The sequence below is a fragment of the Bacillus sp. EE-W1 genome (genome assembly GCF_009760835.1).
In the GTDB taxonomy this organism is placed as follows: Bacteria; Bacillota; Bacilli; order Bacillales; family Bacillaceae_G; genus Bacillus_A; species Bacillus_A wiedmannii.
The window spans coordinates 464-13,081 of the sequence record NZ_WIPE01000071.1 but is presented as its reverse complement, the minus strand read 5'-3'; the positions used below and the strand labels follow the sequence as shown (position 1 = coordinate 13,081).

The window sequence follows — 12,618 nt, the reverse complement described above, 5'->3', positions numbered from 1 at the left end:
TCATGTAGCTACATAAGAGTTTTGACAACTTTAAGAACAAAATAGAGTGTTTGTAAGAATAAATACACTAATTTAAATTAGAATTGTGATTTAAATTAGTGTGGTTATAATGTGAAAAAACAGATGAGTATTTTAATCATAATAACTTTTAGGAATGTATATGTAAGAAATATTTTTTGATTAGATTAAAAGTGAACTCTGACTAGTTATTATATGTTATACCCAAATAACTTTAAGTTTTCTCCAGAGTCTGAAATTATCTCTTCGAACTGAAATCCTACTTTTTCTAAAAGATTTCCTGAATTGATGTTATCAATAGTAGTAATTGCTACAATTCGTTTCAGCGCGAGCTTTTGTACACCGTAGTCGATTACAGCAGAAGCTGATTCAAAGCCATACCCCTTCGAACGGAATTTCTCTAAAAAGGCAAAACCGATATCGACATCTTCTAATGAATCTCTTTTAATAAGTCCGCACATACCAAGTGGAGTGAAATCTTCTTTTCGTTCAACTAAGTAAAGACCAAATCCCATTTTATTATACATATCAACTGGTCCGTTTAAGATGTATTTTTTTGCATCTTCTAAGTTTTTAATCCTTTTATCACCAATAAACTGAATCCAGGCAGGATCGTTTACTAATTCAAGAATAAATGGAGCGTCTTTTATATGAAACCAGCGAAGAACGAGTCGTTCAGTTTCAAGAACTATCAAGCTATTGCACCACCTTTAACATTTATAATAATTAGTATGGAGTGTGTAATACGAAATCGCAACATATTTTAAAATAGTCCTGCTTGTTCACATAAAGTTCGTTTGTTTTGTATAAAGGGATATCCTATAATTAAAATTGATTGTAAAGAGTGAGATGCTTATACAATGACTCCTAGGTGACTAGGAGTTTTTACTATATAACTATCATTATTACTAAATATGGCACACTACACATTCTACTCAAGGAGGTACATAATGAAGAAATTATATAATGCATCGTTTACGTATTTGATTATCGGTTTATTATCAGGAATTTTCGCCAGGGAGTATGGAAAGTATAAGGGGATTTTAGGTTCTACTTTGTTAAATTTATTGCATACACATACACTTGTACTTGGCTTTTTCTTCTTTTTAATTGCTTTAGGATTAGCAAAAGTATTCGCGTTTCATGAAGCGAGAAGTTTTAATAAGTGGTTTGTTGTACATAATATCGCATTAATTTTAATGTTAGGTTCATTGGCCGCAAGAGGGCTTCTTCAGTTAAATGGAGCGGACTTTAATGGATTAACTTATATTGTTGGGTTTTCTCATTCGCTGATGGCAGGTACTTTAATTTGGTTTATGTTGTTAATAAAGAAGTCATTTAAAATGTAGTTTTATAGTAAAGAACTTGCGATAGGTATTGCAAGTTCTTTTTGTTTATTCGACAGTATGAAACTTGCATATGTATAAAACTTGAATTATTTAATTTTTCGGATTATTATGTATAAAATAGTTAACATATTTTGTAATTCAAATTTATAGAAAGTAGGAGAGTGTACGATGGAAATAACGGTAGAGCGTTTAGTAAATGAATTAAAGGGTGTACTTCCCGAAGATCGAGTAGTTGTAAATACGACAGTAAGAGAGTTACATAGTAAAGATGAATCTTATCATACTAGTAGTTTACCTGATGTAGTAGTTTTTCCAAAAACGACTGAAGAGGTTAGTAAATTAATGAAAGTAGCGAGTGAGCATAAAAAACCTGTCGTTCCTTTCGGTGTAGGCTCTAGCTTAGAAGGCCACGTTATTCCATATGAAAAAGGAATTACAATGGACTTTTCGCTCATGAATAAAATACTCGAAATAAGAGAGAAAGATTTCCTTGTAAGAGTACAGCCGGGAGTGACTCGCTCTCAGCTTAATAAAGAATTGAAAAAGTATGGATTGTTTTTTAGTGTGGATCCAGGAGCAGATGCAACGTTAGGTGGAATGGCTGCTACAAATGCGAGCGGAACGACAGCAGTTAAGTATGGGGTAATGCGTGATCAAGTTCGTGATTTAGAAGTCGTTCTTGCTGATGGGGAAGTAATACATACTGGAAATTTAGCGGCGAAGTCATCATCAGGTTACCATTTAAATGGTGTTTTCGTAGGATCAGAAGGTACGCTTGGATGCTTTACAGAGTTAACGTTAAAAGTATACGGCATACCAGAACATGTTATGGCTGCGAGAGCATCGTTTCCAACTATAAATAATGCAGTAGAAGCTGTTATTAATATACTACAAGCGGGTATTCCAATTGCAAGAATTGAACTTGTAGATGAATTGTCTATGAAACAAGTAAATCATTATAATGAAACAAGTTACAGAGAAGAACCTACACTGTTTTTAGAGTTTCACGGTAATGAAGCAGGGCTAAAGCAAGATATTGAATTCACGAAGGAAATTGTTTTTGATCATAAATGTAAAGAAGTTGCTTTTGAAACGGAAACTGCGGCGAGAAATAAATTATGGGATGCGCGGCATAATCTAGCATATTCTTACGTTCATAGCTATCCTGGTAAAAAGCTTATGAGTACAGACGTATGTGTACCAATTTCAGAATTAGCTGGTGCAATCCAACATGCGAAAGAGACATTAGATAAAGTAGGTCTTATCGGTGGTATTCTTGGGCATGTGGGAGACGGGAATTTCCACGTGCTCTTAATGGTTGATCCAAACGATAAAGAAGAAGTGGAAAAGGCGGACGAAATAAATGAAAGTATCGTTTTATATGCTCTTAAACGAGGTGGAACGTGTACGGGAGAACATGGCGTTGGAATCGGAAAACGAAAGTATCAAGAAGAAGAACATGGGGCGGCATTACTCGTAATGGAAAAAATAAAGAAAGCTCTTGACCCACAAAACATTTTGAATCCGAATAAAGTTTTTCAGTTGAAGGATAGGGGATGATTGGGTGAAAGTACTAGAAGCGATAAGTAATATAGCTGGAAAGTATTTTGCATTTTGGGTTATTTGTATGGCAGCTATTGCATATTTCATTCCTGGACCATTTCTCGGGTTAACTAGTTACATAACAATTTTACTCGGGGTTGTAATGTTTGGGATGGGATTAACATTAAAGGCTGTTGATTTTAAAATCATTGCTACAAAACCATTGCCAGTTATTATCGGTGTATGTGCTCAGTTTATTATTATGCCACTTGTCGCATACGTACTAGCCTACGTTATGAAGTTACCAGCCGAATTAGCAGCTGGATTAGTGTTGCTCGGTTCAGTACCGGGTGGCACTGCATCAAATGTTATGGTTTATTTAGCAAAAGGGAACTTAGCGTTGTCTATTGCAATGACTTCATTATCAACGTTACTAGCACCAATTGCTACACCTCTTATTTTATTATTACTTGCGGGACAATGGATGCCAGTAAATGCTATGTCTATGTTTCTTTCTATCGTACAAGTCATTATCCTACCTATTATTTTAGGATTAGTAGTGAAGAAGTTTTTCCCTACAACTGTTACGAAAGGAATGACTGTTATTCCTTTAATATCAGTTGTAGCAATTATTATTATTGTTTCTGCAGTTGTTTCAGCGAATGTAAGTAGCATTACTTCTTCAGGCCTGCTTATCTTTATTGCAGTAATGCTTCATAATGCATTTGGTTTTTTACTCGGATATATAACAGCGTTCGTACTTGGACTAGACGAAGGAACAAGAAGGGCTATTTCAATAGAAGTAGGAATGCAAAATTCAGGCTTAGGTGTTGCGCTGGCAACAGCACATTTTGGAGCAGCAGCTGCACTTCCAAGTGTATTAGCAGCAGTATGGCATAATATTGCAGGGCCGATATTAGCAACCATCTGGTCAAAAAATGCAAAGAATACTTTTAGTGATGAAAATTTATCGGTAAATATAGAAAAATAGGAATGATAAAGAATGCAAAAACGTATTGTACATTTTGAAGGACTGGTTGTTTTCGTAGCCACGATTTATGCGTATTCAATATATGAATTTAGTTGGATTATATTTTGGGTATTCCTTTTAGCACCGGATTTATCAATGTTAGCGTACGGTATAAATAATCGTGTTGGTGCTAAAATTTATAATATATGTCACACATATATTATATCTATATTAATAGCTATCATAGGTGTCTATTTTAAGATAGATACCGTTATAATGATTGGGCTAATATGGACAGCACATATTGGGATGGATCGAATGTTTGGATATGGATTGAAATATGAGACGGATTTTAAAGATACTCATATTCAGAGGTTATAAAAGAGGGGTGTAATGTGAACAAATAATTAATTGAGGAATTGAATTTCAAACAATTGTTGAGAAATATATATAAATATGGATATAGATAATTGAATTGTGTTACTTTTAGAATACTTAAATAGATGAGGAGGGGTTTCAATGAATATACAAATCACGGGCAATAAATTAATTACTAAGATGCTGAATGATTGGTACCAAAACATCAGAGCACAACGAGTAAGTGAAGCCAATAAATTAAAGGAAGGGATTGATAAAAAGCTACATATTATCGAAGGAGATATAAATGTTTTATTTCACTATTATCTTTTAGATTTTCGATATAAAGTGCTAATTGATGGTATAGGCATTTCAAAAAATTCTTTTGATAAACTAGATTCGCTGCCTAAACCGAATGATGAATTTTTAGGATATTATTATTATTTTTTCAAATCTATACATTCTACAATTCTCTCAAATTATAGTGAAGCGAGTAACTATTTTGATAAAGCGGAAAGTTTACTAAAGAATATTCCAGATGAAGTTGAACAAGCAGAGTTTAACTACAGAGTTTCTACATTAAAATATCAAATGTATCAAGCGTATTCAGCTATTGAATATGCTTCGAAAGCAAGGGATATCTTTGCAAAACATGCAGGGCATGAAATGAATGTAGCACTATGTGAAAATGTTTTGGGGTTATCTTTTTCAAAATTAAAACAACATGAAAGAGCAGAGGAGTATATTGTTTCAGCGTTAAATACTTTGCAAAAAAATGATGCTGAAACACTAGTTTTAAGAATAAGACATAATTTAGGATTATTGTATGCAAGTCAAAACCTTTCGGTCTTGGCTATTAGACACTTATCAGAGGTTTCTAAAAAAATGCCGAATCATTATAAAGCTATTTTTATAGAGGCAGGAGAATATTATAAAATAGGAGAAATAGAAAAGGCAAAAGAATTAATTGAAATTGGATTGGAAGTTTGCAAAGAATTAAAAAATGATGAATATAAGTATCATTTTTTAATTCTAAATGAATTTTGTCAATGTTTGAAAGCAGAAAACGTAGAAAAAATTATGCTCGAAAGTTTTTCTTACTTTGAAAGAGAAAATTTAACCGAATATATCTGCGAATATGCTGAAAAGCTGGCGATAGAGTTTCATAAAGAAGGCAATATAGAACAGGCTGAAAAGTATTTTTATAAGGCTTATGAAACGAGAAAAAGAATATTTGACAAAGGAGCGTTGAAATAATGAGAAAAATTGGATTAACTATTATGGGGTTAACGGCTGCTGGTGTTGTATTTTTGAGTATTGGTGGCATTTTAGCTGAACCAAAACAAGCGACACAAGAAAATTTTTCGGTATTAAATTTTGATACTAAACAATATGCTGCTCATGGAGATACGCCTGCACCTGCAAAACCAGATTTTTTAGTAGTAGAACGTGGATAAATATAGAATGAAGTACTTTTGATTTGAAGTCGGCATTTTTAGTTGATTTTAAAAATGGACATTAAATAAGTTAACTTAAAAGGTGTTTTCAATATTGAAAACACCTTTTAAGTTTGTTGTTAACAGTTAATATAACTAGAAACATTCTTTAAATTGCAATCAAGTCCCACAAAAAGTACGATAAGGACGATTCGTCGGTGCAGGCGGAACGCAGTATTCTTCTTGATCTGTAGAATACGCATAAGGGTTTGATAAGGCTTCAAGAAGTTTCTCCATTACACTATAGTCGTCATTTGTAACAGCTGCTTCTAGTGCTTCTTCTACACGGTGGTTCCTAGGGATGATTGATGGGTTATTATTTTTCATCATTTCGTAGGCGTTTTCTTTCGATTCTTCTTGTTTTTCTAATCGAGATTGCCATAGTTTGTACCATTCGTTAAATTCAGGACTTTCAAATAGAGCTGTATTTTCGAGCGTATTAAGAGTTAATGAACGGAATGTATTTGTATAATCGGCTTTATGTTTCTCCATCATTTTTAAAAGTTGCTCAATAAGTGATTGATCTTGTTCCTCGTTGCTAAATAGTCCTAATTTCTTTTTAATTCCAAGGAACCAATTGTTTTCATATTGTACGCTAAATTTTGAAATTTCGTCTTGAGCAATCTTTAATGCTTCTTCTTCATCTTCATGTAGGATGGGTATTAAAGATTCTGCTAGTCGCGCGAGGTCCCACGCGGCCATATATGGCTGATTTCCATATGAGTAGCGACCTTGTGTATCAATAGAGCTAAATACGGTTCCTTGATCGTAATTGTCCATAAATGCACAAGGGCCGTAATCAATCGTTTCTCCACTAATCGTTATATTGTCAGTATTCATTACACCATGTATAAATCCAACAAGTTGCCATTTAGCGATGAGACTTGCTTGTTTCTTTATGACTTCTTGTAGTAATGCAGTATATCGGTTTTCATGAGCTTCAATTTCTGGATAATGTCTTTTTATCGTATAGTCAGCTAGTGATTGAAGATCCTCGATAGAACCACGAGCTGCAGCATATTGAAATGTGCCGACACGTATATGACTGCTAGCGACTCTAGTTAAAATTGCTCCAGGTAACTTTGTTTCACGATATGTTGGTTCGCCAGTTGTAACAACTGCTAAACTACGAGTAGTTGGAATATCAAGAGCGTACATTGCTTCACTAATAATATACTCGCGTAGCATCGGACCGAGTGCAGCGCGACCATCACCACGGCGTGAATACGGAGTAGGGCCAGAACCTTTCAGTTGAATGTCAAAACGTTTACCTGAAGGAGTAATTTGTTCACCTATTAAAAGCGCACGACCGTCGCCTAACATATTAAAATGTCCGAATTGATGACCGGCATACGCTTGTGCTAAGGGGTGAGCTCCTTCTGGGAGTGCATTACCAGCAAAAACAGCAATTTCAACTTCTTTTTTCAATTCTTCAGGATTAAAGCCAAGAGATATTGCGAGTGAATGATTTAGTTTAACTAGCTCCGGTGAACTTACGGGAGTAGGGGGGATTTCTGTATAAAATGATTGTGGTAAAGTTGTATAACTATGATCTAAATTCCAACCAGCTTCATTATTTTTAGTCATTTTATCTCCTCCTTGTTTATTTTTTTATAATGTATTTGTACGTATGTATTCTTTGTAAAATTAGCTGAAAGTATAATATGATATTTCCCCTTGCAATCTATTGTAAGGACTTCACTGCACTATGTCTATTTAACAGTAAATATAAAAACTCCATTTTTTTAATGGAGTTTTTATGATTACTTAATTTTTACAATTATTTTTCCTTTTGCTCTTCCAGCCTCTGAATATTCCATTGCTTTTTGAGCATCTTCAAAAGGGAAAACTCGATCGATTACCGGTTTGATTTCACCAGCTTCAATATATTTTGCGATAGTACGTAATTGATCTCCGCTTGGCTTCATAAATAAAAATGAATATTGCGCATTATGCTTCTTTTCAAGTGCAGTAAGTTTTCTACTTGCTAATGAAAATAAGAGCGTTTTAAAAAATCCGGAACCAAATTCTTTACCGAAACGAGCATTTGGCATTCCTGAAACGGAAACAATGTTGCCGCCGCTTTTTATAATATCAAATGATTTTTCAAGTGTTGTACCGCCGATTGTATCAAATACTGCATCATAATCTTTTAGTATTTCTTCAAATTTTTCTGTTTTGTAATTAATAATCTCATCTGCGCCAAGAGACTTTACTAAATCGGAACCAGCTTCACTAGCAGTTGTTGTAACGGTAGCGCCCATTATTTTTGCTAACTGAATTGCGAAAGTACCAACACCACCAGACCCAGCGTGAATTAATATTTTTTGTCCTTTTTGTAAATGCATAATGTCATGTAGTGCTTGATAGGATGTTAAGCCAACGAGTGGAATCGACGCCGCTTCCTCGAAACTTAAATTTTTTGGTTTTAAAGCTATATCATCTTCATGAACGGCTATATATTCCGCGAAAGTACCGATCTTATTTTTTCTTGGGCGTGCATATATTTCATCGCCGACTTTAAAAAGAGTTACTTTTGATCCAACTTTTACGATGACACCAGAAAAGTCATTACCAAGGATTAGGGGCATTTCATATTTAAGTAACATCTTTACTTTTCCATCACGTATTTTAAAGTCAATTGGGTTAATACTAGCTGCATGAATTTCTGCGAGCACTTCATGTTCATTTATTTCAGGAGTAGGTACTTCTGCCATACGCATTGGAACTTTCCCGTATTTATCAATTATCATTGCTTTCATTTCTTATACCTCCAAATCTCAATAAAAGTTGTGCAATAGCTTTTCAATATCTAATACAAGATTTTTTAATAAGCCTAATTTTGTACGTATATCAATATAATAAAAGTTTTTTGTACCTTCTTTTCGCATTAAAATAATACCGGCTTCTCGTAAAATCCTTAGGTGATGTGATACCGCTGGACGAGAAAGGTGTGTTTGTTTCGTAATTTCTCCTACACGTAATCCGGTTTGACATTCCGTTTCCATGAGAACTAACAAAATAGCTTGACGTGTTTCATCGCCAATTGCCAATAATACTTTTTGGGAATCAATAAAATCTTTTTTTATAACATTTAATTGTTCTTGTTTATTCATTTCAATCACTTTACCTCCTGGTAATTAGTCGAAAGGTTTAAAATGATGAACCATTACATCAATACGGTAATGCTACATCATTGTTGAATGAGCTGCAATATTGGGAAAGAAAATCGAGATGAATGGAATTTTATGAGTTGAAAATGGTAGGGGATAGAAAAGGCTTTAATGATATGTTGTTTACAGATGAGAAAGGATAAGGATTTAAAAAAAATAAGCGGTCGTACCCTGAATAACTTATAGGGTTACGACCGCTTATCATGTTTTTATTATGTTAGTGTCTACTAAAGTGAAATGTTTCGTTGTACTCTTTCATACCTGCATAATTCAAGCAGATTATAGATGTATGAAAAAGTAAAAGTAATTTGGGGCGTAATCTATCTATATGATAATTCAAAATGAAATATAAGTCTATATCTTTGTTGTTTTTTTGATTATATTTATATCACTGAGCTCAGAACAATGATGGGAGGGTAAATATATGAAATCGAATTACGTACCAGTTTTAATTATTGGAGGAGGATTATCAGGGTTAGCATCTGCGCTATTCCTTGCAAAACATAACGTTGATTATTCGCTGGTTGAAAGGCACCCGTCTACTGCAATTCATCCAAAAGCAGGTGGAATCACTTTTCGTACGATGGAGTTATTTCGAGAATTGGGTTTAGAACAAAGAATTAGATCGGCGGGTAAAGCATTAGAAAATTGCCGAGGAAGAATAGCAGTTCATACAATAGCTGAGGCGAATAAGGAAGAATTGGCACAAATGCGGGCGACTCAGTATGGAAATGATGAAAAGTTACTTCAAAAAATAGAAGAGATTAGTCCATCAAAACAAACGGCTTGTTATCAAATTATTTTAGAAGAGATCATGTTACAAGAAGCGAGAACACTAGGCGGAGAATTATCTTTTTATCATGAATTAGTTTCTTATGAACAAAATGAGCATGGAGTAATCGCAACGATTCGGAATCGTGAAACGGAAGAAGAAAGTATTATTCATTGTGATTATGTAATTGCAGCAGATGGAGCGAAAAGTAAAATACGTGAGCAGCTAGGGATACGTACCGAGGGAAGAGGTACAATCGGTGGCTATTATATGAATATTTATTTTGAAGCGGATTTAAGTGAGTTTATACAGGGAGATGCATTTGGTTTTACTATGGTACTTCATTCGGAAGTTCTTGGTGCGCTTATTCCAGTTGATAACGAAAGAAGATGGATTTACCATGTATCCTACGATCCATTAAAAGGAGAGCGACCAGAGGATTTCACTATAGGACGTTGTAAACAAATTATGCAAACTGCAATTGGAAGCACAAATGTTGAACCAGAAATAGTAAGTGTTTTACCGTGGGAAGCGACTGAAAGTACTGCTACAAAATTTCAAGATAATCGCATTTTTTTAGTTGGTGATTCTGCACATATTATGCCACCAACTGGAGGATTTGGTTCAAATACAGGCATACAAGATGCGCATAACTTAGCTTGGAAATTAGCGGCTGTTATAAAAGGGAAAGCAGATCCAAAATTGTTAGAAACATATCATAAAGAGAGATATCCTGTTGCAAAATTAACGACAGAGTATGCGAGTAGTTTATTGTTCCGTGCTGCAAGTAGAGAAGAAGGCAGTTTGAATAATATGGATGGATTAGCTGTAACTGTTGGGTATCACTATTGTTCAGAGGCGATAGTAGATGACTCAGCTACTCCACATAGAATGGATATCGTAGAGTTGAACGGAAGACCTGGAACGCGAGCACCACATTTTTTTGGAATGTATGAAGGGGAGAAGGTTTCTATATTAGACTTATTCGGTAACAATTTTGTATTACTTACTGAAGTAGAAAATAGTTCTTGGGCTGAAGCTGTATTTGATGTTTCATCTAAATTAGGAATAATTATTAAAATGTATCGAGTAGGGGTAAACGGAGACTTTATTGCTCAAGAAAATGTTTTTCGTGAATTATATGGGATAGAGAATGAAGGAGTTGTACTAATTAGACCAGATGGATTTATTGGATGGCGTTCGGAAAAAGCGGTGGTAAATCCAGCTGTAATGCTGGAGGAGGTAATGAATAAATTATTATGTGATTTTTAAGTAACTGCGGAAGTATTGTCTTATATGCTTCATTTTACTGAAAAAATAATATTCACAAATTTTAATAGGTTTGGTATGATTAATTTCGACAAGTTAATCGAGGCCGGAGATATTTGAGATAAGCCATAAATTTATTTAGGGATACAATAGTGTCCTCTAAATAATTTATGGCTTTTTTTTATTGGTGAACTGTAATCAATAGGAAGTTCCATGTGAATAGGAGGGATATAGAAAATAAATAGTATAGTAATAACATAGGGGAATTGTATTTGTAAGATTGGAATTTTCATATAAGCTTATAAAAATAATGAAAGTATATCTTCTATATCGTGTAAATCTCATTAACTTGTTGAAATTTGCAACGTAGGAAGGGTTAGAAGGATGAGAAAAATTATTAGCGCGTTCGTTATTTTCTTTATGACGGGAAGTATCTTTGCTGGGGGAGCTGTTCATGCGAAATCAGAAGGGAAGTATGAATGGAATACGAATAAATTTTTAAACATTGCACATCGTGGAGCAAGTGGACATGCACCTGAGCATACTTTTGCTTCTTATGATCTTGTGAAAAAAATGAAAGCGGATTATTTGGAATTAGATATTCAGTTAACTAAGGACGGCCAGTTGATTGCAATGCATGATACAGCAGTTGACCGCACTACAAATGGTACAGGTGAAGTACGAGATAAAACATTAAGTGAAATAAAGAGCTTAGATGCAGGATCTTGGTTCAATAAAGCTTATCCAGAAAAGGCTAAGCAAGAGTATGTTGGTCAAAAAGTTCCGACTCTTGAAGAAATCTTCCAAAAGTATGGAAGAAGCATGAAGTATTACATTGAAACAAAATCACCAGATGTGTATCCAGGAATGGAAGAGAAGTTATTAGCTTTATTAAAAAAATATAATTTAGTAGGTCAAAACATGTCTTCTAGCCGTGTTATGATTCAATCATTTAGTAAAGACAGTTTAAAAAAGATTCATAGTATGAATGAAAATATTCCGTTAGTTCAACTGCTTTGGTATTATCCAAATGAAAACAATGAGATTGTTGAATGGTCTGGCATTACACATGAACCGAAAAGTGTAACAAATGAAGATTTTCAAGAAATCAAAAAGTATGCAGTTGGTATTGGTCCAAACTTACGTAATGATGACGGAGAACTAATTATTGATGAGTCATATATGAAAATGGCTAGGAAAAATGGACTGTTAATTCACCCTTATACAATAAATGAGAAACCAGATATGAGATTGTTAATTAAATGGGGTGCTACAGGAATGTTTACAAATTATCCTGATCGATTACATAGTGTACTAAAAGAAAAATAAGTGAGATAGGATAAAAGGTATACCGACGTTTTGGTATACCTTTTTCTATTATGCTAGATTATAGTAGTAGGATACATATTCTTCTAAACCTTGAACTTCTTTTTCAGGTGGCTCAATGCCACCTTTTCTACCGTAGCAAATATTTCTCAAGTATTCTCCAAAAATCATAGAGCGACTCTTTTCATTTTCCATCCAGTTATATCTATTCATTATAAACTCACCATCGAAACTTGTATCAAATGTAAATGGAATACAAGTAACAGTATTAGGTAGATGTTTTTTTAACATATTATCCGAAAGAAGTCTCCTTCCTCAGGCGTGTGAAAGACGATAGTCTAGCGGC

General features: G+C 34.2%; 12 protein-coding genes and 1 pseudogene. 8 read left to right on the top strand and 5 right to left on the bottom strand.

From position 1 onward, the window contains the following. Positions 1–209: 209 nt before the first annotated feature. Positions 210–713, bottom strand: a complete 504-nt coding sequence (locus GFJ36_RS18370) for a GNAT family N-acetyltransferase (protein ID WP_087984039.1) — start codon at positions 711–713, stop codon at positions 210–212. Between the two features lie 255 nt (positions 714–968). On the opposite strand from GFJ36_RS18370, the gene GFJ36_RS18365 reads away from it, so the two are divergent. The 6 genes from GFJ36_RS18365 (at position 969) to GFJ36_RS18340 (ending at position 5,693) form a co-directional block, all read left to right on the top strand. Then, entirely contained in the window at positions 969–1,367 is a 399-nt protein-coding gene (locus GFJ36_RS18365) for a DUF2871 family protein (protein ID WP_088610281.1), read from the top strand. A gap of 168 nt (positions 1,368–1,535) precedes the next feature. Then, entirely contained in the window at positions 1,536–2,927 is a 1,392-nt protein-coding gene (locus GFJ36_RS18360) for an FAD-binding oxidoreductase (RefSeq protein ID WP_088064136.1), read from the top strand. Between the two features lie 4 nt (positions 2,928–2,931). Next, positions 2,932–3,900, top strand: coding sequence for a bile acid:sodium symporter family protein (locus tag GFJ36_RS18355; RefSeq protein WP_097892105.1), 969 nt, complete (start codon positions 2,932–2,934; stop codon positions 3,898–3,900). A 12-nt stretch (positions 3,901–3,912) separates the two neighbouring features. After that, complete coding sequence (locus GFJ36_RS18350) at positions 3,913–4,260, top strand: DUF4260 domain-containing protein (RefSeq protein WP_088610280.1); 348 nt, start codon at positions 3,913–3,915, stop codon at positions 4,258–4,260. 138 nt (positions 4,261–4,398) lie between these two features. Continuing rightward, entirely contained in the window at positions 4,399–5,493 is a 1,095-nt protein-coding gene (locus tag GFJ36_RS18345; protein WP_157349702.1) for a response regulator aspartate phosphatase, read from the top strand. Further along, positions 5,493–5,693 (top strand): hypothetical protein, encoded by a 201-nt coding sequence (locus GFJ36_RS18340; RefSeq protein ID WP_001226066.1) that lies wholly within the window; start codon positions 5,493–5,495, stop codon positions 5,691–5,693. Before GFJ36_RS18345 ends, GFJ36_RS18340 begins: the two co-directional genes overlap by 1 nt. 159 nt (positions 5,694–5,852) lie before the next feature. On the opposite strand, the gene GFJ36_RS18335 is transcribed toward GFJ36_RS18340, so the two are convergent. The 3 genes from GFJ36_RS18335 to GFJ36_RS18325 form a co-directional block, all read right to left on the bottom strand. Next, positions 5,853–7,319, bottom strand: coding sequence for a protein adenylyltransferase SelO (locus tag GFJ36_RS18335; protein ID WP_088610279.1), 1,467 nt, complete (start codon positions 7,317–7,319; stop codon positions 5,853–5,855). A gap of 176 nt (positions 7,320–7,495) precedes the next feature. Then, positions 7,496–8,494 carry an NADP-dependent oxidoreductase gene (locus tag GFJ36_RS18330; protein WP_097892099.1) on the bottom strand — a complete coding sequence of 333 codons (999 nt, stop codon included), beginning with the start codon at positions 8,492–8,494 and terminating at the stop codon, positions 7,496–7,498. Between the two features lie 18 nt (positions 8,495–8,512). Then, positions 8,513–8,857, bottom strand: coding sequence for an ArsR/SmtB family transcription factor (locus GFJ36_RS18325; protein WP_088610277.1), 345 nt, complete (start codon positions 8,855–8,857; stop codon positions 8,513–8,515). A 472-nt stretch (positions 8,858–9,329) separates the two neighbouring features. Here GFJ36_RS18325 and GFJ36_RS18320 point away from each other — a divergent pair, with 472 nt between their 5' ends. Continuing rightward, positions 9,330–10,949, top strand: a complete 1,620-nt coding sequence (locus GFJ36_RS18320; protein WP_088610276.1) for an FAD-dependent oxidoreductase — start codon at positions 9,330–9,332, stop codon at positions 10,947–10,949. 381 nt (positions 10,950–11,330) lie between these two features. After that, positions 11,331–12,275, top strand: a complete 945-nt coding sequence (locus GFJ36_RS18315; RefSeq protein ID WP_097892096.1) for a glycerophosphodiester phosphodiesterase — start codon at positions 11,331–11,333, stop codon at positions 12,273–12,275. Between the two features lie 48 nt (positions 12,276–12,323). Here the strand turns inward: GFJ36_RS18315 and GFJ36_RS18310 are convergent. Further along, positions 12,324–12,563: pseudogene (locus GFJ36_RS18310) on the bottom strand (YdcF family protein); the annotation flags it as partial. Positions 12,564–12,618 lie beyond the last annotated feature (55 nt).

Bases quoted from the DNA above. Each gene is read 5' to 3' on its own strand.
- GFJ36_RS18320 (WP_088610276.1), top strand. From the start codon at position 9,330: ATGAAATCGAATTACGTACCAGTTTTAATTATTGGAGGAGGATTATCA.
- GFJ36_RS18330 (WP_097892099.1), bottom strand. From the start codon at position 8,494: ATGAAAGCAATGATAATTGATAAATACGGGAAAGTTCCAATGCGTATG.
- GFJ36_RS18345 (WP_157349702.1), top strand. From the start codon at position 4,399: ATGAATATACAAATCACGGGCAATAAATTAATTACTAAGATGCTGAAT.
- GFJ36_RS18360 (WP_088064136.1), top strand. From the start codon at position 1,536: ATGGAAATAACGGTAGAGCGTTTAGTAAATGAATTAAAGGGTGTACTT.
- GFJ36_RS18340 (WP_001226066.1), top strand. From the start codon at position 5,493: ATGAGAAAAATTGGATTAACTATTATGGGGTTAACGGCTGCTGGTGTT.
- GFJ36_RS18365 (WP_088610281.1), top strand. From the start codon at position 969: ATGAAGAAATTATATAATGCATCGTTTACGTATTTGATTATCGGTTTA.
- GFJ36_RS18350 (WP_088610280.1), top strand. From the start codon at position 3,913: ATGCAAAAACGTATTGTACATTTTGAAGGACTGGTTGTTTTCGTAGCC.
- GFJ36_RS18315 (WP_097892096.1), top strand. From the start codon at position 11,331: ATGAGAAAAATTATTAGCGCGTTCGTTATTTTCTTTATGACGGGAAGT.
- GFJ36_RS18335 (WP_088610279.1), bottom strand. From the start codon at position 7,319: ATGACTAAAAATAATGAAGCTGGTTGGAATTTAGATCATAGTTATACA.